The 23,092-nt window shown below is 58.1% G+C and carries 21 protein-coding genes; 7 read left to right on the top strand and 14 right to left on the bottom strand.

The genetic code is table 11. The features are described 5' to 3' along the window. Nucleotides 1–394: 394 nt before the first annotated feature. Nucleotides 395–661 (bottom strand): hypothetical protein, encoded by a 267-nt coding sequence (locus IC235_RS20870; RefSeq protein WP_191007155.1) that lies wholly within the window; start codon nucleotides 659–661, stop codon nucleotides 395–397. A 276-nt stretch (nucleotides 662–937) separates the two neighbouring features. Between IC235_RS20870 and IC235_RS20865 the strand changes: the two genes are divergently transcribed. Continuing rightward, entirely contained in the window at nucleotides 938–2,071 is a 1,134-nt protein-coding gene (locus IC235_RS20865) for an acyltransferase family protein (RefSeq protein WP_191007154.1), read from the top strand. A gap of 471 nt (nucleotides 2,072–2,542) precedes the next feature. After that, nucleotides 2,543–5,134, top strand: a complete 2,592-nt coding sequence (gene cphA, locus IC235_RS20860) for a cyanophycin synthetase (RefSeq protein ID WP_394355279.1) — start codon at nucleotides 2,543–2,545, stop codon at nucleotides 5,132–5,134. 128 nt (nucleotides 5,135–5,262) lie between these two features. Here the strand turns inward: cphA and IC235_RS20855 are convergent, their stop codons facing one another. Continuing rightward, on the bottom strand, nucleotides 5,263–6,213 hold the full coding sequence (locus IC235_RS20855; protein WP_191007152.1) for a hypothetical protein: 951 nt from the start codon (nucleotides 6,211–6,213) through the stop codon (nucleotides 5,263–5,265). A 125-nt stretch (nucleotides 6,214–6,338) separates the two neighbouring features. Between IC235_RS20855 and IC235_RS20850 the strand changes: the two genes are divergently transcribed. From IC235_RS20850 to IC235_RS20840, 3 genes are all read left to right on the top strand, one after another. Then, entirely contained in the window at nucleotides 6,339–6,947 is a 609-nt protein-coding gene (locus IC235_RS20850; protein WP_191007151.1) for a methyltransferase domain-containing protein, read from the top strand. A gap of 95 nt (nucleotides 6,948–7,042) precedes the next feature. Continuing rightward, nucleotides 7,043–7,876, top strand: a complete 834-nt coding sequence (gene kdsA / locus IC235_RS20845; protein ID WP_191007150.1) for a 3-deoxy-8-phosphooctulonate synthase — start codon at nucleotides 7,043–7,045, stop codon at nucleotides 7,874–7,876. A 29-nt stretch (nucleotides 7,877–7,905) separates the two neighbouring features. Then, nucleotides 7,906–8,418, top strand: coding sequence for an STM3941 family protein (locus IC235_RS20840; RefSeq protein WP_191007149.1), 513 nt, complete (start codon nucleotides 7,906–7,908; stop codon nucleotides 8,416–8,418). Between the two features lie 18 nt (nucleotides 8,419–8,436). On the opposite strand, the gene IC235_RS20835 is transcribed toward IC235_RS20840, so the two are convergent. Both IC235_RS20835 and apaG read right to left on the bottom strand, forming a co-directional pair. After that, nucleotides 8,437–9,216 (bottom strand): O-methyltransferase, encoded by a 780-nt coding sequence (locus IC235_RS20835; protein ID WP_317173625.1) that lies wholly within the window; start codon nucleotides 9,214–9,216, stop codon nucleotides 8,437–8,439. 226 nt (nucleotides 9,217–9,442) lie between these two features. Further along, the gene (gene apaG, locus IC235_RS20830) at nucleotides 9,443–9,829 is read right to left on the bottom strand and encodes a Co2+/Mg2+ efflux protein ApaG (protein ID WP_191007147.1); all 387 of its coding nucleotides are present in this window, start codon (nucleotides 9,827–9,829) and stop codon (nucleotides 9,443–9,445) included. Nucleotides 9,830–9,944: 115 nt separating this feature from the next. Here apaG and IC235_RS20825 point away from each other — a divergent pair, with 115 nt between their 5' ends. Continuing rightward, complete coding sequence (locus tag IC235_RS20825; RefSeq protein ID WP_191007146.1) at nucleotides 9,945–10,607, top strand: uracil-DNA glycosylase; 663 nt, start codon at nucleotides 9,945–9,947, stop codon at nucleotides 10,605–10,607. Between the two features lie 212 nt (nucleotides 10,608–10,819). Here the strand turns inward: IC235_RS20825 and lepB are convergent, their stop codons facing one another. The 7 genes from lepB to IC235_RS20790 form a co-directional block, all read right to left on the bottom strand. Then, nucleotides 10,820–11,968, bottom strand: a complete 1,149-nt coding sequence (gene lepB / locus IC235_RS20820) for a signal peptidase I (protein ID WP_191007145.1) — start codon at nucleotides 11,966–11,968, stop codon at nucleotides 10,820–10,822. 92 nt (nucleotides 11,969–12,060) lie between these two features. Beyond that, the gene (dapB, locus tag IC235_RS20815; RefSeq protein WP_191007144.1) at nucleotides 12,061–12,789 is read right to left on the bottom strand and encodes a 4-hydroxy-tetrahydrodipicolinate reductase; all 729 of its coding nucleotides are present in this window, start codon (nucleotides 12,787–12,789) and stop codon (nucleotides 12,061–12,063) included. Between the two features lie 83 nt (nucleotides 12,790–12,872). Beyond that, the gene (locus IC235_RS20810) at nucleotides 12,873–13,607 is read right to left on the bottom strand and encodes a DUF5683 domain-containing protein (protein WP_191007143.1); all 735 of its coding nucleotides are present in this window, start codon (nucleotides 13,605–13,607) and stop codon (nucleotides 12,873–12,875) included. Between the two features lie 172 nt (nucleotides 13,608–13,779). Further along, the gene (locus IC235_RS20805; RefSeq protein WP_223847459.1) at nucleotides 13,780–14,796 is read right to left on the bottom strand and encodes a ParB/RepB/Spo0J family partition protein; all 1,017 of its coding nucleotides are present in this window, start codon (nucleotides 14,794–14,796) and stop codon (nucleotides 13,780–13,782) included. A gap of 67 nt (nucleotides 14,797–14,863) precedes the next feature. After that, on the bottom strand, nucleotides 14,864–15,199 hold the full coding sequence (locus tag IC235_RS20800) for a DUF5615 family PIN-like protein (RefSeq protein ID WP_191007142.1): 336 nt from the start codon (nucleotides 15,197–15,199) through the stop codon (nucleotides 14,864–14,866). Next, nucleotides 15,196–15,429, bottom strand: coding sequence for a DUF433 domain-containing protein (locus tag IC235_RS20795; RefSeq protein WP_191007141.1), 234 nt, complete (start codon nucleotides 15,427–15,429; stop codon nucleotides 15,196–15,198). The genes IC235_RS20800 and IC235_RS20795 overlap by 4 nt, the downstream gene beginning before the upstream one ends. Nucleotides 15,430–15,440: 11 nt before the next feature. Beyond that, entirely contained in the window at nucleotides 15,441–16,250 is an 810-nt protein-coding gene (locus IC235_RS20790; RefSeq protein ID WP_191007140.1) for a ParA family protein, read from the bottom strand. 176 nt (nucleotides 16,251–16,426) lie between these two features. Between IC235_RS20790 and IC235_RS20785 the strand changes: the two genes are divergently transcribed. Further along, nucleotides 16,427–18,121 (top strand): ABC transporter substrate-binding protein, encoded by a 1,695-nt coding sequence (locus IC235_RS20785; protein ID WP_191007139.1) that lies wholly within the window; start codon nucleotides 16,427–16,429, stop codon nucleotides 18,119–18,121. A gap of 82 nt (nucleotides 18,122–18,203) precedes the next feature. Here the strand turns inward: IC235_RS20785 and IC235_RS20780 are convergent, their stop codons facing one another. From IC235_RS20780 to yidC, 3 genes are all read right to left on the bottom strand, one after another. After that, nucleotides 18,204–18,731, bottom strand: coding sequence for a DUF6438 domain-containing protein (locus IC235_RS20780; RefSeq protein ID WP_223847458.1), 528 nt, complete (start codon nucleotides 18,729–18,731; stop codon nucleotides 18,204–18,206). Nucleotides 18,732–19,140: 409 nt separating this feature from the next. Then, the gene (locus IC235_RS20775; protein ID WP_191007137.1) at nucleotides 19,141–20,124 is read right to left on the bottom strand and encodes a hypothetical protein; all 984 of its coding nucleotides are present in this window, start codon (nucleotides 20,122–20,124) and stop codon (nucleotides 19,141–19,143) included. A 1,062-nt stretch (nucleotides 20,125–21,186) separates the two neighbouring features. Continuing rightward, nucleotides 21,187–22,971, bottom strand: a complete 1,785-nt coding sequence (gene yidC / locus IC235_RS20770; RefSeq protein WP_191007136.1) for a membrane protein insertase YidC — start codon at nucleotides 22,969–22,971, stop codon at nucleotides 21,187–21,189. Nucleotides 22,972–23,092 lie beyond the last annotated feature (121 nt).

Raw genomic sequence — 23,092 nt, 5'->3', positions numbered from 1 at the left:
CGCTACCTCCTTTCTGGCCGTCGCTCACCTACTGGCCGCAATGGATTGGATGAGATGAATGTCCACACACTCTAGTAGTTTCTGCTTATATCCACGTTATTTAGTGGTTCGTCAGCAAAATAAGCTGTAGATTTTTGTCAGGTATGGTGCGCAAGCTGAATCGAGCTTTTACCGGTGGAAACAGTCAGGCTTTAAAATACTAATCAGACTGTAGTATTGGCATAGGTCTGTACTGTGCGGGCGGCTCATCGGGTTTAGCGTCCGCGACGCACGCAGGGCCCGCGCCAAGCAGCCTGAGTACAATGTCACGAATGCTAAACGGACAGCGCGTCACTAGGCTCTATACCTTATTTAGGATAAGGTGTTGTTATCAGGCAAAAACGCACAAACACTGCTAGTTAAGCCACACCCGCTCCAGGATCTCGAAGCGATGAGGAGCAAAGGCATTGAAGTAGGGGGCTTCGCCTTCAAAGCCCAGCACATGGATCAAGGGAATTCCTTCAACGCGGCTCTCGGCCACGCGCACGGTATAAATAACGCCCTCTACCGGCCAGTCTCCCACGTGGTTAGCGGGACGATTGCTGGCATCGCGGCATACGGCGTAATCCAGATAAGGAGCCGTAGTGGTGGCTTCGGCAATGGTGTGGTTGGCTACTTCCATAAGACGAAGATAAGCACAGGAGGGGATGTGAGATTGCCAATCCCATAGCTTTGTGGCAGGGAAATTTAGAGAAAGAAACTAACTTCTCGTGGCATAGATTGCCTCGCGGACTTCCGCCATGGCTGGTATTACAAACTGCAATTGGCATTCAGGGGTGTCACGGGGCTCGCTGTGCGGCACGTTTTAGCGTTGGCAGTGACGAAAGGCCCCGCTTCGTGATATGGTTCACTGTCTATCTTTGTACCTCATTTCTCTCAGCATTGTAGCATTATTGGATTGGAACCAGAACTGCATAAAGCGCCCTCTCGCTTTTACGAAATCGACTTACTACGCTTCCTTGCTGCCCTGGCCGTTCTTATCTTCCACTACACGTACCGGGCTTGGGCCGAACACGACTTCAGCCCGGTAAGGTATCCCGAGCTAGGTAGGGTGACCCGCTATGGGTTTTTAGGCGTCCAGCTGTTCTTCATCATCAGCGGCTATGTGGTGCTCTTGTCGGCCCACGGCAAAACAGTGCAGCAATTTTTTATATCCCGGGTGAAGCGCCTGTACCCCGCCTTTTGGGTGGCCTGCCCTTTGACGTTTGTCGTAGTGCGCCTGTGGGGACCTGTACCGGGAACCGTGGGGTGGTCTACTTCCCTGGATGTGAACATCAGAGAGTTAGTTCTTAATCTAACCATGCTGCATTCTTTCATGGGCATCGAGGACCTGGACTCTTCCTATTGGTCGCTGGCTCCCGAAATCTGTTTCTATTTTCTTATTACGCTGGTTATTAGCTGGAACCTGTACCACTCTCTGCCCTGGATGTTAGCCCTTTGGTTGGCGTATAGCGCCTTTTCAGGTCCTACGTCTGGTATGTTCGCTTTTACCTACCTGTTCCAGCCGACGCATGCTCCGTTCTTTGTGGCGGGTATGGTCTTCTACATGCTACAAAACAACTGGTTCAACAGATGGACGCTTTACGGTTTATTGGTGGGGGCGTTTTTGCTGGCGCTACGGAGTGTTCGCGCTGAAATTGCCGGCTTGCACATCTTCTTCCGTGACCCCAATTTTTCATTTACGGTGGCAGCGGCAGCGGTTACCCTGTTCTTCGGCGTCTTTCTGCTGATTATTAATCGAGTGATCAATTTCGAGCGTTACACCTGGCTGGGCCATTTGGGGGCCTTGACTTACCCTCTATACCTGGTGCATGGCAGCATTGGATTTGTCATTTATCAGCGCGTTGGCGACCGCCTGGATAAGTATGTCCTGTTCGGCCTGCTAGTGCTACTAATGCTCTCGCTGGCCTACGCCATTCACTTGATCGAGAAGCGCTATAGTAAGCTGCTGGGAGACCAAACCGCGAAATTGTTAGCTTACCTATCCGGTAAAAAAGACTTGCAACCCACTGTTGCTTCCCTGAACAGATAGTCGGGAGGCACCACTAGCGGAGCGAGTATCTGCTTGGTCGCGCCAATAGGCGCAACCTACCAACCGCAGATAGATCGCTGTGTCGTGAACGTAAAGGGTTTGCCGCGTCAGGTGCTGATTATAACACTGAGCCACTGAGTGCCGAACGCCCTCAAGCATTCGATGCTCAGCTCACTGCCTTAATCCGGCTTATGGCCCTGGACGAACATTAAGTGCTTAGGTAGCCGCAGTTGCTGAGTTTCGCCCGCTACCACTGGTTCCCAACCAAGAGGCCCTATTTGCTCAGTTGCCCGGCGAGGGGCGGGGCTTTCTTCGTGTACGAACAAGGCAATTTGCGATTTTAGGCTGCATTATGTCTACATTTCGCAGCCAAGCCGGAAGTCCCTACGTATGGTGGGGCAAATGCCTTTTTCCTTCCTCAATATGAAAATAATTGACCTACGCACTATGCGCGGACCTAGCTACTGGTCTGTGAAACACACCAAACTCATCGTCTCCAAAGTTGATTTAGAAGAGTTGGCCGGCAAGTGGTCCAATACCATAGCTGGGTTGGGAAGCCGGCTGATGGAATTGTTCCCGGACATCAGTCAACCCCAGCCCAAGGGCATGAGCGGGGGCAAACACGCGACCCGCCGCCCGCCCCTCGATTTAGACCAGTTGAACGATGGGGAGCCCCTGGGCTACGTCATCTACCACGTCGCCCTGGAGTTGCAGCGCATGGCGGGCATGCCGGTGTACTGGGGTAAGTCCTATCCCGCCCGCGAAGAGGGAGTGGAGTACGTGGTGTTTGCTTACCAGGAAGAGCGGGCCGGGCGCCGAGCCATTGAGGCAGCCGTCGAAATCGTGGAAGCCGCGTGCCACGAGCAGAAAGTCGACCTGAAGCCCATCATCGACGAACTGCACGAGATTCGTGAAGAGGAGTTTATTGGGCCCAGCACGTACAGCATCGTGGCCGAGGCGGCTTCCCGCAACATCCCCTACATCGCGCTCAAGAACAGCAACATTATTCAGCTCGGGTACGGCGTCAATCAGAAGCGCATCTGGGCCACGACCACCAGCTACACCTCGCATGCCGGGGTGGAAGTGGCCGGCAATAAGAACCGCACGAAAGCCATGCTCGACGATGCGGGCGTGCCGGTACCGCGCGGTACCACGGTGTACTCCGAGGAAGGGCTCCGCGAGGCCATCGACCGGCTGGGCTTTCCCATCGTGACCAAGCCGCTCGATGGCAACCACGGCAAGGGTGCCACCATTCGCATTATGAACTGGGAAGATGCGGTCGCGGGCCTGAAAGCCGCGCAGGAGTATTCGCGGGCCGTGATTGTGGAGCAATTCATTGAAGGCTTCGACTTTCGCTTGCTGGTGGTAAATGGCAAGCTCATTGCCGCCGCCAAGCGCACCCCCGCCGCCGTCACCGGCGACGGCGGCAGCACCATTCAGCAACTGATTGATGAGGTTAATAAGGACCCCCGCCGCGGCGTGGGCCACGAAAAAGTGCTGACGGCCATCAAGGCCGACAAGCACACGACCGACATCTTGCAAAGCAAGGGCCTGACCCTGAAGTCGGTACTGCCGGCGGGGGAAACCCTGTACCTGAAGAGCACGGCCAACATCAGCACGGGCGGCACGGCCAGCGACGTAACCGACCAGATGCACCCATATAACGTGCTTCTGGCCGAGCGGGTAGCCGGCATTGTAGGCCTCGACATCTGTGGCATCGACCTGATGGCCAACGACATTGCCGTGCCACTTAACGAGAGCAAGGGTGCTGTAATTGAAGTGAATGCCGCCCCGGGCTTCCGCATGCACATTTCGCCGGCCGACGGGCTGCCGCGCAACGTGGCGGCCCCGGTGGTCGATATGCTGTTCCCCCCCGGGGCTACCGCGCGCGTTCCCATCATCGCCGTAACCGGCACCAATGGCAAGACGACCACCACGCGGCTCATCGCGCACTTAGTCGCCAGCAAAGGCTACAAAGTGGGTTTCACCACCACCGACGGCATCTACATTCAGGGCGTGCAGCTGCAAAAGGGCGACTGTACCGGCGGTGTTAGCGCCGAGTTCGTGCTGAAAGACCCGACCGTGAACTACGCCGTGCTGGAAACTGCCCGCGGTGGCATGCTGCGCTCGGGCCTGGGCTTTCACAACTGCGACATCGCCGTGGTGACGAACGTGGCCGCCGACCACCTTGGCATGCGCGACATCTACACCGTGGAGGAAATGGCCGCGGTGAAGGGAGTGCTGCCCCGCACGGTGCGCAAGAGCGGCTGGGCCGTGCTTAACGCCGCCGACGATTTGGTGTATGCTATGGCGCGGACCGTGGACTGCCACGTGGCCTTGTTTAGCATGGACGAGAAGAACCCGCGCATCATTGAGCACGTCGAAGCCGGCGGCGTAGCGGCGGTGTACGAGCAAGGCTACATCACCATCTACAAAAACAGCTATAAGCTGCGCATCGACCGGGCCGCTGAGTTCCCCGTCACGTTCGGGGGGCGCGCGGGCTTCAATATCGAAAACAGCCTGGCGGCGGCCCTGGCCGGCTACCTGGCGGGGTTCGACCGCGACGACATCAAAACGGCTTTCCGCACGTTCATCCCATCGGCGGCGAAAACCCCGGGCCGGATGAACATCTACAAGTTTCCGAAGTGCGAGGTCGTCGTGGACTATGCGCACAACACGGCGGGTATTCAGAAATTCGCGGAATTCATGGAAGCGACGCCCGCTACCCGCAAAATTGGGGTGGTATCGGGCCTGGGCGACCGCCGCGACGAGGACACCCTGAGCTTTGCCCGCGTGGCCGGGCGCATTTTCGACGAAGTGGTGTTGCGCCAGGACCGCGACCTGCGGGGCAAGACCGCCGACGAAATCAAAGCGCTGATGGAGCGGGGCTTGCGGCTCGACAAACCGGACTTGCCCATCACCTATATCGAATCGGAGATGGATGCTATCGACCACGTACTCGAAGCGGCGCCCGAAGGGGCCGTCATTACGCTCTTCACCGAGAACATCTCGGCAGTTCTGGCAAAGCTCGACAAGTACGAAGCGCTGATAGCAGCCGTTTAAGGCAGGGGCTGCCAAAATAATGGGCAGTAAAAAGCCCGCTTCACCACGTGAAGCGGGCTTTCTTATGGAAGAATATTCGGCAACGATAGCAGCCGGAGCTATCGGAAGAAGCGATGAGCGATAAATTATTATTTCAGGGTGAAGTTGGCTTTGCCCATCAGCTGCCCACTTTCGTACAGCTCGACCGTGTGCCGGCCTTTCTTGTATTCGGAGCCTTTAGCGTAAACGAACTCCAATTTCTGTTTCGAGTTGTCGTACACCACGTCCTGCTTCTGGGTGTAGAAGGATTCCTGGCCGTCGACCATGAAGCTGCCGCCACCGGTGCTCAGATTGTAGAGGGCCGCGCCGTCGGGTTCGAGGATGCGCAGGTAAATGGCCTTGGTTTCCTTCGGTGATACATCGTTCCGGGCGAGGTTAAACGTAACCTTAACCTTCTCTACTTTCTTAACATTATACTCGTCCTTCTCGTCCACCTTCTCCTTGTTTTTGGAGGTGATGATGGCTATCTTAATATTTTCGGACTGCAAGCGGGAGGCCACGCCCACTTTGGCCGTCAGGTCCTCGTTGGCGCGCACGATGGTGCTGATGGTGTCGGTCAGCCGGTTCTGGCGCTCCTTCAGCGAGTTGGTTTCGGTGTAGAGGGTTTCGTTGTCCTTTTTGAGCTGGGCAATGTCGGCGTCCTTTTTCCGCAGCTGGCCTTCCAGGTTCAGCGCCCGCTGCTTAAACATCTTTTGCTGGGCCAGCGAGAAGCTATTAGCCTTGAAGGAGCGAAGCTTCAACAGGTCGGCATTGACAATCGCAATCTTGGCTTCCAGCGAATCGTTACTCAGGCCCAGGGCTTGCAACTCCTGGCTTTGCCGCTCAAAATCAGCTTTCAACGCTTCGTACTGCTTGATTTGCTCCTGCAGCTTGCTATCCTTGGCTTTTACTTCGGTGGTCAAATCTTCGTTCTTCTGCCCCTTCTGTTGATTAAGGTAAAACAGAACACCATTGATGCCTAGCAGTACGAGCACGAGGGCTACCCAAAGAAGGACGCGGCTGTTATTAGAGCGGGGTTCGGTGGTGTCGTTAGGGTTCATGAGAGAATAGTTAAACGTAAAAAAGCGGGAAATAATAGAAGCTCGCGGTGGAGTGCAGCGCTTACCTTTAGCGTAAAAATAGGGGACTTCTGTGCCCTGGCAAGTTTTGACTACGTTTTAACAGTATGGAAACGGTTTTCCCGGTATTAGATTCGGCCTATTGGCAGGCCCGTTATGCCACCGGCCGCGACGGCTGGGATGCCCAGGCCATCACCCCGCCGTTGCGCGCGTACTTCGATCAACTGGCCGTTGAGCCGCAGCCCCGCATCCTCATTCCCGGCGCTGGTCGGGCCTACGAGGCGGAATACCTGCATCAACTGGGCTTTCAGCAAGTATTCGTTGCCGATCTGGCGCCCGAACCACTACAGGCCCTGGCAGCCCGAGTGCCCGATTTTCCCCGGGAACATCTGCTGCTCGCTGATTTCTTCGCCCTGCCGGCCGCGCCACCCTACGATTTAATTGTGGAGCAAACTTTTTTTTGCGCGCTCAACCCTCAGTTACGGCCTGCTTACGCCCAACAGTGCGCGGCGCTGCTCCGGCCCGGGGGCACGCTGATGGGGTTGCTGTTTGATACTGACTTTGGCCCGGGGCCGGAGCCACCGTTTGGTGGCACCAAGGAAGAGTACCGGGCGTATTTCGCGCCCTACTTCACTTTTCGGCATTTCGAGGCCGCTACAAACTCGCTCCGGCCCCGGCAAGGCCGGGAGTTGTTTATTTGTTTGAAGAAAGCGTAACGGCCCGCCAACTTTCGGTTGGTGCCCCGTGCGCGCCTTACCCCGGAATATCGCTCACAAAATTTCCAGCCCTTGGTTGGAGTTCTTCCTCGACCATGCTCACTGCTCTGGCCAACACGCTTCCGCATTTCCGCCACACCGATTCCGGTCAGTTCTTCCTCATGGCCGGGCCCTGCGTCATCGAGGGCGAAGACATGGCCCTGCGCATTGCGGAGCGCATCCGGCACCTCACCGATAAGCTGCAAATTCCCTACATTTTCAAGGGCTCTTACCGGAAAGCTAACCGCTCGCGGCTGGATTCTTTTACCGGGATTGGCGACGAAACCGCCCTGCGCATCCTGCAAAAAGTGGGACGGGAAATAGGGGTGCCAACCGTGACGGATATCCACGAATCGGCCGAAGCCGCGCTGGCGGCCGAGTTCGTCGACGTGCTGCAAATCCCCGCCTTCTTGTGCCGCCAAACCGACTTGCTCATCGCCGCCGCCCAAACCGGGAAGGTGGTAAACATCAAAAAAGGACAATTCCTGAGCGGCGAGGCCATGAAGTTTGCCGTGGATAAGGTGCGCCAATCGGGCAATGAGCACGTGATCCTGACCGAGCGCGGCAACTCGTTTGGCTATTCCGACCTGGTAGTGGATTTTCGCAACCTGCCCGCCATGCGCCGCTTCGACGTGCCCGTGGTAATGGACGTGACCCACTCCCTGCAGCAGCCCAATCAGGCCAGCGGCGTGACGGGGGGCCAGCCGGCCCTCATCGAAACCATTGCCAAAGCGGCTATTGCCGTGGGGGCTGATGGTCTGTTCATCGAAACCCACCCCACGCCGGCTACCGCGCTATCCGACGGCGCCAACATGCTGCCGCTCGACCAACTGGAAGGGCTGCTGGTGAAGCTAACGCGGGTGCGCGAAGCCCTCGGGCTGCCGGTGTAGGCCTCGCCTGAAGAAGGCTTGAACCCAGCATGACCGAGTTTCGACTGTACAACTCGCGTGGGAAAGCACTGCGATTGATGCTGATGTGCGCGGCCCTTGTCGGGTTAGGCTGCTCTTTGATCCCGCACTGGGTGTCCGGGGTCTTGATTGCGCTTTTCGGGCTGGGCTTTCCAGTAAGTATTCTCCGGCTGCTCGACCGCCGTCCGCAGATAATCGTGAACGAAGTCGGCGTATTCAGCCGCGCCACGCATCCGGAATTCATTAACTGGGAGATTATTCGGGATAGTTACCTCGCTACAATATACCGGCAGCAAGCTATCTGTTTGGTGGTGGACGAGGCGTTTGAGCCCTCCCGTACGAAGGGTAAGTTCAGGCAAGGTCTGGTGAAATTAAACCAAATGCTTGGCTTTCAGGAACTGAATATTCCGCTAGCTAATGTCGACGTCGATGGAATACGCTTTGCTGAGCTTATCCTGGCCATGCGAAGCGCTGAGCCGTCGGAGCGGGAAAGACTGGTCAAGCATGCAATTGCTAATCTATAAAGTAAAGCGGCGCCGTATTCAGGTCCGCAGCCAGAAGTGCTGCTTGGGCTGATTCTTTCGGAAGAAAACCAGCCCGATGTAAAACAAGTCCACCGTTAGGGTAACCTCCGGGTGAGCTTTGATGGCCTCCCAGGCCCGCTCCATTTCGGCCGACCAGTGAATGTCGTCGAAAACAAAAACCGACTGATCGGTGCGGTGGGCCCGGCACAGGTCAAAGTAGCGCAGGGTTGGCTCGTAGCGGTGGTTGCCGTCGAAGAAAACAAAGTCTACGGGCGCGTTTAAGCCGACAAGGGTAGGAGCCAGGGTATGGTCGAGGTTGCCCTCAACCAGGCTGATATTGCTCAGACCTAGAGTGGCGAACGTTTCGCGGGCGACTGCGGCCACGTTGGGGCAGCCCTCGAAGGTGATGACCTGGTGGCGGGAATCGGCCGCGGCCAGGTAGGCCGTGGTGAGCCCCAACGAAGTGCCCAGCTCAAGAATAGTTTGCGGCCGCAGGTAGTTAACCAGCCGAAACAGTAGTTGCGCAAGGTGCGGAGGTTTGGCGGCCGTGCGGGCAATGTCGGCTACGCGCCGCTGCGGGCCCGCACTAGTACGAGAGCCCGCCCCTAAATCGGTGACGCTGATGCAGGCTGGGCTAGCCAGCAACTGCCGCCGCCGGGCCTCGATGAGGGCGTAAGCGCTAAAAGTACCCGTGTGTCGAACCGCCGAGGTGTACAGGCCGAACACAAAAGGTGAATGAAGCCCGTGGGCATTGCCCGAGCGCAGCCAAAAGCGGAGGTAAGCGAGAAGTTGAAACAAAATAAGCGTTAGCTGTCCGGCGTCCGGCACTGGCGAAAACGACATCCCGAACACAAACTAACAACGGACAATGAGCAACTGACAACCCAGCGCGGTTTAATAGTTTGGGTACGCGGCGTACCGGCGGATACCTCATGTGCCCGCGGTGGGCGTGTATCGACCAGGGCAGGCCCTTTTTGCAGAAGGGAGAGGAGAGGGGAGAAGGAACCCGGGCGGGAAGGCGGTGCTAGTTCAGGCGATAAGGTACCACCAGGGTAAACTCGGGGATTTCCACCGAAAAGCGCTGTCCGTTGGCGAGGCGCTCCATTAGGTAGGCACCGCACATCTTGCCCACGCCCGACTTCAGGTTGCAGCCGCTGACGTACTGGTGCGACTCGCCGGGCTCCAACACCGGTTGCCGGCCCACTACGCCTTCGCCTTCGACTTCGCGCACGACGCCGTTGGCGTCGTGAATGTGCCAATGGCGACGTAGTAACTTTACCGTGAATTCACTATTATTGCGAATCTCTATTTTGTAAGCAAACACAAAATGTTCCTGGCCAGGGCTCGAATAGTCGGGCAAGTAGTTGGTCGTAACCGAAACGGTGACCCCTTGCGTAGTGGTGGTGGGCATAGTATAGCGTAGCTAAAGTGTAGCTGCGGGCATAACAGCGGCCCGTCAGAATTGGTTTTACGCAAAAGTCCTGAGAAAACGCCGCAAAACCCCGTTTATTTTCTTAAAAATCTCAATGGTAAAGATCGCCGAAAGCTGGCAGCCCGTGGTGGCCGACGAGTTTGAAAAGCCGTATTTTCAACGACTAATTGCCTTTGTCAAAGGCGAATATGCTACGGCCACCGTTTACCCGGCCGGGCCGCAGATTTTTCACGCCTTCGAGGCCACCCCGTTTGATAAAGTAAAGGTCGTGATTCTGGGTCAGGATCCCTACCACGGGCGCAATCAGGCGCACGGACTGTCGTTTTCGGTGCAGGAGGGCCAGCGCGTCCCGCCCTCGCTGCAGAACATCTTCAAGGAGCTGCAAACCGATATTCCCGGTACGCCGCCCGCAACGAACGGCAACCTCGACCGCTGGGCTCAGCAAGGCGTGCTGCTGCTGAATGCGACCCTGACCGTACGCGCCAGCGAGCCGGCTTCCCACCAGAAAAAAGGCTGGGAAGAATTCACCGATGCCGTCATCCGGAAAGTATCGGAAGGAAAAGAGCACGTGGTCTTCATTCTGTGGGGCGCTTACGCCGGCAAAAAATCCGAGCTGATCGACGAGCGGAAGCACTTGATTTTAAAGTCGGTGCACCCTTCGCCCTTTGCGGCCGATAAAGGTTTTTTTGGCAGTAAGCCGTTCAGTAAGGCCAACGCCTGGCTGCAGAGCAAGGGGCTGACGCCCATAGAGTGGTAGCCCACGATCGTCTCTGTGCGCGAACCTCTCTGTCATCGCGAGCGGCCCGAAGCTTTCCAAATCAGAGTAGGCTTGTACCTATTGCAACTCTCTAATACATGAAAAGCCCGACTCGTTGTAAAGTCGGGGCTTTTCGCGTAAGCTGTTGATATTCAGAGAGCAAGGATTGTTTCGCGCCGCGAGGCCGCCGGCTCTCTTACCCTGTGCTGCGATTAGTGAATGATGTTGAACAGCCGGCTCCACCGGATTTTGTGCCAGAAGTCGGCGTTGGGGTCGAGCGATAACCAAATGAGGACGGCCTTGCCCACGACGTGGTCTTCGGGTACGAAGCCCCAAAAGCGGGAGTCTTCGGAATTGTGGCGGTTGTCGCCCATCATCATGTAATAATTCTGCTTGACGGTGTAGCTGGTCAGCATTTTGCCGTCCTGATAAATCATCCCGTTTTGCCAGGTGATGCCGGCGTTGTGCTCGTAGCGGGCCACGATTTTATAGTAGATGGCGGCGTTGGCGGGGGAGAGCGCGATGGTCTGGCCTTTCTTGGGAATGGGCAGCGGACCGTAATTATCCAAGGACCAGTTCCGGGGAGTGGCGCTCATGGCTTCGCTGTTGCGAAAATCGGCGACGTCCGGAAACAATTGCGCCTGGGGTTCTAGCACGGTCATTTTTTTAACGTACGGCTGCTTACGGAAATAGTCGGCCGTAGCCGCCGTGCAGCTGATGGTATAGCCGAACTTGCCATCGGCCGCGGCTACGGCCTGGGGTACTCCGCCGGGCTGGTCATATTCCACCACGCCGTGGGCGCGCAGAGCGGCCAGCACCTCGTCGTTGGGGTTGTCGACCTGCATGAAGTAAGTGGTTTGCAGGCCGGGGGGTGTTACGCCGGGTTTGCCGTTGAGGTAGACCTGCCCGTTCCTGATTTCGAGGGTGTCGCCGGCCACGGCCACGCAGCGCTTGATGTAGTTGGTGCGCAAATCGGCCGGGTACTGCGACTCGTGGGGCACGTGAAATACCACCACGTCGTTGCGCTGGATGCTGCTAAAGCCCGGCAGCCGGTAGGTCGGCAGCTGAATCAGCTCCGAGTAGCTTTTGAGGCTCGTGCCCCAGATGGTTTGGTGGGTGAGGGGTACCTGCAGCGGGGTTTGGGGCGTAATGGGGCCATAGTGCAGCTTGCTCACAAACAGGTAATCGCCCACCAGCAGCGAGTTTTCCATGCTGGGCGAAGGAATGGTATACGCCTCAAACGTGGCCCAGCGGATGAGGGTGGCCGCCACAACGGCAAAGATCAGGGAGTCGGCCCACTCGCGGGTTTTGGTCTTGGGCTGCTTGGGAGCGGTGGTGGGAGTAGTTTGGAGCAATGACATGGGAGCAAGCTTGGGCTTGGCAGTGAAAATCAGGCAAAGAAACGCAGTATAATGCTGCGGGGCACTGCCGCCGCCGACAATGGGTGATGAGGTTACAAATCCAGCAGCTCTTTCATTCCAAATACTCCTACGCGGCCCGGCAGCCATTCGGCCGCCAGCAGGGCCCCCAGGGCAAAGCCTTCGCGGCTGTGAGCCTCGTGTTTGAGCTCCAGGGTGTCGACGGCCGACGAGTAGGTAACCACGTGAGTACCCACCATGTCGCCGGTCCGCTCGCTGAAGATGGCCAGCTCGGCTGCCGTTTCGGCGGGGCCGTTGCGCCAGCGGGTTTTGGTGGGAAAGTGGCGCATGATGCCTTCGGCAGTGGTGAGGGCGGTGCCGCTGGGCTGGTCGATTTTTTGGGTGTGGTGAATCTCCCGCACGGCCACGTCGTAGCCGCCAAACAGGTGCATTTTGGCGGCCAGGTATTCGTTGAAATGGAAGAACAGATTCACTCCCACACTGTAATTCGAGGCGTAAAACAGGCTGCCTTGCAGCTCCTGGGTTAAGGTCTGGGCTTCCTCGAAATGATGGAGCCAGCCCGTGGAGCCGCAGACCACCGGCAGCCCCTGACGCAGGCAGGCGGTCACGTTGGCAAAGGCCGAATCGGGGTGGGTGAATTCAATGGCTACATCGGCCGTGGCGGGCGTGAAGTCCGTGATGTCTGCCGGGGCAAGCTGGCTGGCGCTGCGGTCTACGATGCCGGCAATCTCGTGGCCGCGCTCGGCCGCTAAGGCGGCAATGGCTTGCCCCATTTTCCCGTAGCCGATGAGTAGAATTTTCATGAAGCAGTGGTCAGCTTTTGATTATCGAAGGGAGCTTTTTGAATCGTCGCAGGAAGGTAAGGGGGCTTGCCGGCAGTCAGCTATTATTTCACTCGCAGGGCAAACTGAACGCCGGGGGCGGTGGGCAGGGCCAGGGCCCGCCCGGGTACGGCCAGCAGCGTGGGCTCCCAGTGCAAGCTCAGGTCCTCGCTCACGTCGAAGTTTTTGAGGTGGGCATCAACTAAGGCGTCCACGATTTGCAGGCTGTATGCGAGGGCAATGTAGAGATAGAAAATGTCGCGGTAGCCCCGATAGAAAATCACGCCGTTATCAATGGCCTCAATGCTGCGCTCCTGGCGGACGGGCTGAGGAAGCTTATCGCTTTGGGGCCGCATACCACTGGGTAGGGCGGCTTCGGCTTTCAGGAGGTTGCTGGCATCGGCATACATCCGGTAGCGGCCTTGGAAGAAGATTTCGCCATACACTACGCCGCCGAGCGCCCCGTACACGAGGGGCAGCTTCCACCAGCGCCGGTTATAAATCTGGCCCGCGCCGGGCAGAACCACGGCCAGCAAGGCTGCTTTACCGGGGCGGGTGAGGCGAATTCCCTGAAACCCAAAAGCCCGAAACATGCGCTCGGTGCGCTTAGCCGAGTCGGCGGCGGCCTTGCTGCGCTTAGCTTCGGGGCTTACCACTACTTCGCGGCGCTCGGTAGTGTCGGGCCGAACGACGTTCGGAGTCGGCGCGGCGGGGTCGAATACCTGCGCCCAGCTGTCGTAGCCCGCCAGCAGCCCCAGAACAACGACCAGCGTAGCAATAAGATGATGCAATTTTTTCATAGCGAACCTGCTAACGGAAAACGCCTCGGGTTTAGCCTAAGTAGCCGGGCGGCGAGTAGCGCCTTACGAAATAGCGGTGGGAAAAGGCTGCCGGGCCGAACGCCGCTCGCGTGCCCTGCTGCACTCGCCTAAAGAAGCAGCGCTCTGCCCGAAAGCTTTATGCAGGGGGAGCTTAGGATGGATGCAGAATGTGCAGAATGCGCTGCATGTCTTCGACCGAATCGAAAGCGATTTTGATTTCGCCGCTGCCCTTGGGGCCGGGCCGCACCTGCACGCGCGAACCAAAACGGTCGGTGAGGTGGCGCTCGGTGCGCCGCAGCTCGGCCAACGGCACCACGGGTTGGGCCGGGGCAGCGCTGGCCGAGCTGCCGTTGCTGGCCGGGGCCGTGGGCCGGCCGAAACCGGCGCGCACCAGCTCCTCGACGCGGCGCACGGACAGCTCCTCGGCCACAATCTTGCGGAACAGCTCGACCTGGGTCTTGGGGTCCTCAATGCTGATGAGGGCGCGGGCGTGGCCCATGCTGATTTCGGCATCGCGCAGGCCGATTTGCACGTCGGGCGGCAGCTTCAGCAGGCGCAGGTAGTTGGTAACGGTCGAGCGGTTCTTGCCCACCCGGTCGCCGAGCTCTTCCTGGCGCAGGTTACACTCACTCAGCAGGCGCTGGTAGCTAAGGGCAATTTCGATGGCATTCAGGTTTTCGCGCTGAATGTTCTCAATCAGGGCCATCTCCAGCATCTGCTGGTCGTCGGCCTTGCGGATGTAGGCGGGAATCGTTTCCAGGCCGGCCAGCTTGGAAGCTTGCAGCCGGCGCTCGCCACTGATGAGCTGGTAGGAGTTGGTGCCCAGCTGCCGCAGGGTGACGGGCTGAATGATGCCTTGGATTTTAATGCTGTCGGCCAGTTCCTGGAGGGCTTGCTGGTCGAAGTGGGTGCGGGGCTGGTAGGGGTTGGCCTCAATGTGTTCCACCGAGATAAAACCCACCGAGTTGACCGGGTGCGACACCAGCCGGTCGTTGGGGCGGTCGCCTTTTTTCTCATAGCTGCCCTCAATCAGGGCGTTGAGGCCCCGGCCCAGGCCGCCAATCTTACGCTTGGGTACGGAGGCTGCGGCCGTAGCCGGATTGGTTTTCTCGTCGTTCTTCTCTGGAGTCATCTCGGCAAGGTCCTGTTGGCCGAAAGGTCGGCGCATACGGAACTTCAAAATTACGGATTGTTAGGCGAAGGACAAGCCGGGAAGTTCGGGGCGGGCTGACCACTTATGCCAGTTCCAGGCAATTTACTTCCCCGTCCGAATCCAATAGGGTATAGATCAGCCGCCGATGATTTCGCAACAGCGCGATTACCTGAGCAGTAGGCAGGTTGCCGGTGCGTAGCAGAATGACCTTAGGTGGAGCTCCTCGCAAGGAGCTGAGGTCCGCAAAATCTTCGTCCTGCGTCAAAATGACGAAATCATGTCGCCGGGCGTAATCCCAAATTGTGGCATCGCGGCGGTCGGTAAGGCCCAGTCGTCGGACCTGTTCAGTGCCCGGAAACTGGTCCTGTAATGGCTTAACTAACCGATGTGACAAGTTTTGATCAATTAGCAGCTTCATTTAACGAGTAAGCGGGTATGCCGTTGCCGATCGGCCGCATAACGCAGACAGGCCCGAATTAAGCCTTCATCTAGCTCCGGAAAATCTTCAATTATCTCGGCATTGCTCATCCCATTACCCAGCCAGCCCAACACATCGTCTACGCTGATGCGGGTTCCGATAAGGCACGCCCGCCCAAACCGAACTTCCGGGTCAATGCCAATCAGAGGGTGGTCAGAAGAGGTATACATCGAACTCCCGCTTAAATCCGCTCGTCCTCCGCAGTTTCCTCGGGCCGGGCTTCCACGGTGTTTTTCTCCACGATCTCGCGGGCCAGGTTCAGGTAGCTGATCGAGCCCTTGCTTTCGGCGTCGTGCAGAATGGCGGGAATGCCGAAGCTGGGCGACTCGCTCAGCTTCACGTTACGAGGAATAATGGTATCGAAAGCCAGCTGTTGGAAGTGCATGCGTACTTCCTCCACCACTTGGTTGCTCAGGCGCAGGCGTACGTCGTACATCGTCAGCAGAATACCTTCGATTTCGAGCTCGATATTCAGGCGGCTCTGAATGATCTTAATGGTGTTCAGCAGCTTGCCCAGACCTTCGAGGGCGAAGTATTCGCACTGCACGGGGATGATCACTGAGTGCGCGGCCGTGAGGGCGTTAACCGTGATGAGGCCCAGCGAGGGCGAGCAGTCGATGATGATGAAGTCGTACTGCTCGGCGAGGGGGCGCAGGGCCTCCTTCATTTTTTCTTCGCGGTTGGGTAGGTTGATCATCTCCACTTCGGCGCCCACCAGGTCGATGTGGGAGGGCATGAGGTCGAGGTGGGGTAGAATGTTGGTGGGCACGATGATGTCGTGCGGGTTGATGCCGTCCACCATGCATTCGTAAATGCTGTTCTGGATGTCCTTGGGGTCGTAGCCCACGCCGGAAGTAGCGTTGGCCTGAGGGTCGGCGTCGACGAGCAGGGTCCGGTAGTCCAGGGCGGCCAGGGAAGCCGCGAGGTTGATGGAGGTAGTGGTTTTGCCCACCCCGCCTTTTTGATTGGCTACCGCGATAATTTTTCCCATTTGAGTAGTTGTTCGTTGTTCGTTGTCAGTTGCTCATCAGTGGTTGTTTGTTCTCCGTTACTGGTTTGGGCTTTCTGGAACCTTGGAAACGAGTAACGAGCAACGAATAACGAACAACTAAGAACTAATAACTTTTGCCGTAGCATTGCACAAAGATACATTCTTTCCTTATTCGCATGCCCCCTTTTTTGGCTCAGTGGGCCGGTTCATTAGCTAAACTGTTTGGACTCTGGGCCGTGCTGCTGGCCCTGGCCGGCTGCCACGAGGCGGCCCGCCCGGCGGCGGCCGAGCGCCGCGTGTTCCGCTACAACCAGCCCGAAGCCCTCACCTCCCTCGACCCGGCCTTCGCCCGCAACCAAGCCAACCGCTGGGCCGATGAGCAGCTGTTCAACGGCTTGCTGGAGCTGGACTCGACGCTCCTGCCGGCCCCAGCCCTGGCCCGGCGGTTCAGTATTTCGCCCGATGGCCGGCTGTACACCTTCGTGCTGCGGCCGGGGGTGCGGTTTCACGACAGCGAGGTTTTCCCCGACGGCCGGGGCCGGCTGGTAACGGCGGCCGACTTCGTATTTTCCTTCAAGCGTATTCTGGACGCTGGCACGGCCAGCACCGGCGGCTGGATTTTCCGGGGCAAGGTCCTGGAAAAGCCCGACGGCAGCCCCAGCGACACCGCCTTCGTCGCCGCCAACGACTCGACCCTGCGCATTCACCTCAAGGAGCCGTTTATTCCCTTCCTGGGCATCCTGACTATGCACTACGCCTACGTAGTGCCCCACGAGGCCGTGGCCAAGTACGGCAAGGACTTCCGCGAGCACCCGGTTGGCACCGGGCCGTTCCGGTTTAAGCGCTGGGACGAGGGCAACGTGCTGCTGTTCGAGAAAAACCCGACCTACTGGCGCCGCGACCGGCACGGCCGGCCGCTGCCCTACCTCGACGCCGTGGCCGTGAGCTTCCTGGCCGACCGCAAAACCGAGTTCCTGACCTTTCAGCAGGGCAAGCTGGATTTCCTGTCGGGCATCCGTGCTGGCTCGCGCGACCTGATTATGTACCCGGACGGCACCCTCCGGGAAGATTTTAAGGGCAAATTCCGGGTGGAGAAAGTGCCGTATCTGAACACCGAGTACCTGGGCATGCAGCTCGACTCGGCCAACCTCACCGGCGAGCAGGCGGCCCAGGGCCGGGCCCTGCGCGACCGGCGCGTACGGCAGGCGCTGAACTACGCCCTCAACAAACCCGAAATGCTAACTTACCTGCTCAACCGGGTCGGGCACGCCGGCACCTCGGGCTTCGTACCAAAGGCCTTGCCCTCCTTCTCCGAAAAGGCCGTCCCCGGCTATACCTACCAGCCGCAGAAAGCCCGGCAGCTGCTGCGGGCGGCGGGCTACGGCCCGCAGCGGCCCTTGCGCCTGCGCCTGAGCACGGTGCTGGAACGCAAGGAGATAGGTGAATACCTGCAGAAGCAGTGGGCCGACGTGGGCGTACAGGTGCAGATTGACATCAACCAATCGGCCGCCCAGCAGGACTTGGTAGACAATGGCCGCGTGGCCTTCTTCGCCAAGAGCTGGCTGGGCGACTACCCGGACGCGGAAAACTACCTGGCCCTGTTCTACCGCCCGAATTTCAGCCCGGCCGGTCCCAATAAAACTCACTTTAAAAACGCCGCCTACGACCAGCTCTACGACGAAGCCCGCCGCACGCAGGACGTGGCTCGCCGCACGGCCCTTTACCAGGCTATGGACCGGATAATCGTGGCCGAGAGCCCAGTCATCAGCCTCTATTACGATGAAGTGGTGCGCCTCACGCAAAACAACGTGCGGGGCCTCACCCCCAACCCCATGAACCAGCTGCTGCTGGAGCGGGTGCGCAAAGATTAAAAGGGCGCCGGGATAGTCGGTTCGCTGACCAGTGCCCTACTTGCTTGGCTGCCTCTCGCTAAGAGCCCGCCCGCCTTGCGTTTTACTTTTCGGCCTGGAGGTTAGCGAGCTGATCGAACTGGTTGGTGAGGTAGCTGAAGAACGCCAGCACATTTTCCGGGGCTCCTTCTTCCACGACCACGGTTTTCATGCGACCGTCGGCTTGCCGGATGGATGCTATAGTGCTGGGTAAGTCGCTGGTATTTTGCGAATACAGGCTCTTAAATTGGTCGAAGCGCGCTTTCTGCGCCTGGCGGAGTATCTCGGCTAGGGTGGCGGGGGGGAGCTTAAGCTCTTTCGGGCCGAGGATGGGCACCCCCCAGTCGCCTTGGTAGGCTATGTGGCCATCGGCAAAAACTCGCATGGAGTAAGCCGGACAGGTGCCAAAGCAGCGCGTGCGCTCAAAAATAAGTACCGGGTCCGCTTCGGCGCTCACCGCCGGGGCTTTGGGGCGGGCCTCTTTAGTGGGCGCCTTTTGGCTTGGCTTCTTCGTTTTTACTCGCTGAGGCACGGCCTGTTGGGCGCAAGCAGCGGGTAGTAGCGCGCAGCTACCGACGAATAGGAGAAACAAAACAGTGAGATAGCGCATGATACGGAGCCGAAACGACGGCCTGGTGAGTGAGGGCGTGAAAATAGGCACGTAAAAAACCAGCCTTACGAAAACCGTGCCTGCGATTTTCGTAAGGCTGGTAAGCTTGTCGCGGCGGGAGCGGCTGGAACGTCGGCGAGCCGGAGCGGGGTGAAAAACTTAGCCGATACCCACCACATGCCGCCCCACGTCCTGAATAAGAGCCAAATTGGTGGCCAGTTCATTAACAGCCAGCCAGATGGACAGCTCCCTTGGGCGGGTGTCCCGAAAGAGGCATCGGGCGAAGGGCGGTCTGCAGCGCGGCGTTGGGCAGGCAGCGGCCCCGGGCTACGCCCACTAACTACTCGCCCCGGCGCGCCACTGGTGCGGCCCCCGGCCTCACTAAACGATTTTACAAGGTTGGCGCCGACCTACTCGAGCGTGGGGTCGCCGAGGGCCAAGGAAAGCTGGACGGGGGCAGTGGGCTTGCGGTTGGCCACGTCGGGGTTGCCGAGGCGTTTGTAAAGCAGGATTTCGGTAGAGTCATCTTCCTGCTGAACCAGCGAGGGGGCTCAGCTGGAGTTGGGGCCGCTTGTATTCTCGTTGGCATCGGAACCTGCTTGGGCAGCTGCTGCCCGCCGGGCCAGCTAGTTGTAGAAAGCTCTGCTAAGCTCCGTAATGAACTCGGGGCGGAGGTTTTCCTGGGGGCTGTCGACGCGAGAGCAACCGGCGTATTGGGAGCCGGGGCCGACGACGCGGGCAGGGCGGCGTGAGCCCGCGCGCGTCCGGGCTTGGCAACGCTTGCTTGCGGGGTCGTAAGAGAAACCGACGGTACCGCTACCACCTGCCGCGGCGAAGTGGCCAAGTCCTTAGCAGTAGGAGCAGGTAGTGGCACCTTAGCGGTCACAGTTTGCCGCTGATAGAAATAGCTGCTGGCGCATATGTTCATTACGGCCAGCAGCAGCAACGGCCACCACGGAGCCTTGATCGTGATGGGCGCGGGCTGGGGAGCCATTACTAGAGCTACTCTTCTGGGTGCGGATAGGCCCTGATCAACGGCGACTTGTTTTTGTAGCCAAAGCTGTAATGACTTGGCATCCAGGTAATTTTCGGTAGCCTGTTGCCCGGCAGTGGCCAGCGTTACCAGCGCCAGGCAGCCCAGCCACTGGCCGGCCCGCTCGGGAGTGGCCGGGGCATGGTACTCCGCCAGGGCCATAAAACGGCCGTTGGTTAACAGCGCCTGCGCCAGGCGCCGACGGTGTTCGGGCCAGCCACTATCGGCCCGGGTCAACTCCGCCAGATTGGTATGCGCATGGGCGTGGTAAAACTGCTGGCACATATTCCAAACGTTTTCGGGGCCACCCAAGCCGTCGGCTTTGTACAGGCTACGCACCATTATTGGGAGCGCTTTATGTAGCAACGCCGTCGTTGCCGTTGAGTTAAGACCTAGCGAAGCGGCCAGCCGCGGCTCCAGTCCTGCTGCATAAGATGTTACGGTAGAGGCAATTCCCATAGTAATTGCGGGTAGAATTAAGAGTTGTGAATCGTAGCAATATCCGCTAGTTGCCCGACCCGCTGACAGGCTTGTTATCAGGCCGATAACAGCACTATTACACGCCGGCGCCGAAGCGATTAGCTCGTTTTACACAGATTAAGATATAGCAACATCACTCACAGGATGGTACGGGTTTTATGGCTCCGGAACGACATTACTCACTTTTACAATTCTTGGTTAAGTCGACTGAAGCCCTCGTACATCCTCGCTGCTAGTTTAGTCCATGCTTACTGGTATTTTATAAAATAATCTAGTTGCGGAACCTAATGTTGGGAATAGATAAATTGGATATGTATAAAAGCGTTGGCCCGGGTTAGCGGCAACATAATCTATTGGTTATTCTATTAGGTATAGTCAGCAAGCAAAGTCATATCGCCGATAAAATGGCATTTATGCGGGTTGAATGCAGCTTGGCAAAGGTTGAAATAAATTCTGATAAGTCAATACGTTGCGCTTAAAAATAATTTTTATTGCATGAGGTTCATCATTGGTTAATGATTTGCTCTTTGCGATGATTAAAATAGTGCAATTAAATATTAAAAATGATAGTGGCAGAATTAGTAATAAGCACAGATTGGCGACTTGGGATTGGCTTGCCGGCAGCCAGCCCTTGGTAAAATCTTACAACCAGCAAGGAGCCTCTGTCCGCAGCCAAATAAAGCAGATCCGTATTGGTACCTAGACACCACGGCTCAACCGGTCCCTCCGGCTGGATTAGTAGTTACTTAATCCAGGCGAGCAGTTACCGCGTGGCTGCTGAGGGCACACTCCCGGATTTGCTGGCGGGAAGTAGCCACCCGCCTTACACGACAAAGCCAGGGCCGGGATCGGGACGCGAACGTGAGTATTCGCAGCCCCATCCCGGTCCTGGCTTTGCCGCAGTGCGTGCTTGGCTGAGCTAGCCTACGACTGCTTCTTGCGAGCCTGGGCTTCGCGCTCCTGAGCGGCTTTCATGGCCTCGGCAATGCGGCCTTGGAGCCCCCCGGGCTTCTTATCCTTGTTTTTGATTTTGTTAGCTTCGAGCTGGGCGCGAATCTTGGTGTCGTCGACGAAAGACTTGGTGATGGCCTGCTGAGCGAAAGTAACAACGTTAGACACGAAGTAATACCAGGTGAGGCCGGCGGCGAAGCTATTGAGCACGAACAGGAAGATAATGGGCATCAGGTAGCTGTAGGTTTTCATTGGGCCCTGCATGGCCGTGTTGGTTTGGTTGCTCTGCCAGGTCATGAGCAGGGTAGAGGCCGTCATCATCAGGGTGAACATCGAGACGTGGTCGCCGTACCATTTCACGTAGAAGGGCAGCTTGATAAATACATCGTAGCTGCTCAGGTCCTTGGCCCACAAGAAGCTCTGCTGCCGCAGCTCAATGGCGTTGGGAAAGAACTGGAACATGGCAAACAGGATGGGCAGGGTGAGCAGCGTGGGTACGCAGCCGCTGAGGGGCGACACCCCGAAAGTTTGGTAGAGCTTCATCGTCTCCTGCTGCAGCTTGGTCTGGTCGTCGCCGTACTTCTCCTTGAGCTGGTCGATTTCCGGCTTGAGCACCTTCATCCGGGCCTGGCTCTCGTAGGTCTTGTAGGTGAGGGGCCACGTTACGAGCTTGATCAGCAGTACCAGTAGCGCGATAATCAGCCCGTAGGAATCGATGAATTGCTCCAGGAAGTGGAATACCGGCAGCACCACGAAGCGGTTGACCCAGCGAAACAAGCCCCAGCCCAGGTACACGTTGCGGTCGAACTCGGGCGCTATACTTTTCAGCAGATTAAAGGAGTTGGGGCCGAAAAAGAAGCGGTACTGGCCCTTGCCCTGCACTACTTCGGCCACCGGCAGCAGCAGCGTTGAGTTCAAGGTTTTGATGGTGGCGGAATCGGCCAGATTCACGTTGGAGTTAAAAGCCCCCCCGCTAAAGGGCTGCTGGTCGGCAATGAGGCCGGCCACGAAGAAGTCATGCTTATGAGCGGCCCATTTAACCGGGCCCGCCGCCTTGTATTCTTCGGGCTTCTCGCTGGCTTCGGCCAGGGCACCCTGGTCGCCGGTGGCCAGGTAGTGGTTGATGGTGGTGTGGTTGCGGTTTTGCTTAAGGTCTTGCTCGGTCTGGCGCACCTGGTCCACAAAAGTGAAGGTGAGAGGCTCCTGGGCGACGGTCCGCTCCAGCCCGTTCAGGCGCAGATTGTAGGCGAGCTCGAAGCTGTTGGCGGGCAGGGTATAGGTCTGCACGATGCTACCCCCCGCCACCGGAGCCGTGAAGGTGAGCACCGAGGCCCCGTCGGTCCCCTGCCCCCGTACCGATTGGAAAATCAGGTCCGAGAACCGGATGGTTTTACCGTCCGTGGTGCGGAAGCGGGTGTCGAGGCGGGCGCTTTTGGCGTCGAACAAGTCCAGGGGCTGGCCGAAGAAGGTCTTGTACTTGTTCATCCGCACGGCCGTTACGCGGCCCCCCCGGGTCGAGAAGGTGACGGTCAGGTTGGCGTTGGTCAGGGTAAGGTCCTGGGCCGGGCCGGCGGTGCTATCGAGCGGGGCTTCCGCGGGCAGGGCGGCCGGTGGCGTAGCGGGGGCCGTAGCGGCAGTAGTGGGGGCCGGAGCCTTGCCGGGGGCTTTTTCGTCGGGCTTCTTCGGGCTGAAGAAGAACAGATACACGAGGAGCAAGGCCGAGATGAGGAACAGGCCGGTTGCTTGGTTTTTGTCCATTACTAAGGTAAGATTGCGAAAGGACAAAGGTACGGTGCGAATCGTGTGCCGGGCGCACGCTGGCGCGTAGCCCCCGCTGCCCGTTTTTGCTTACCTGGCTTGTGAGAAACTGACCTGTGGG

The sequence above is a fragment of the Hymenobacter montanus genome, from assembly GCF_014699115.1.
GTDB classification, from domain to species: domain Bacteria; phylum Bacteroidota; class Bacteroidia; order Cytophagales; family Hymenobacteraceae; genus Hymenobacter; species Hymenobacter montanus.
Note: the sequence above shows the minus strand (reverse complement) of the source record. Positions and strands in the feature narration are given on the sequence as shown.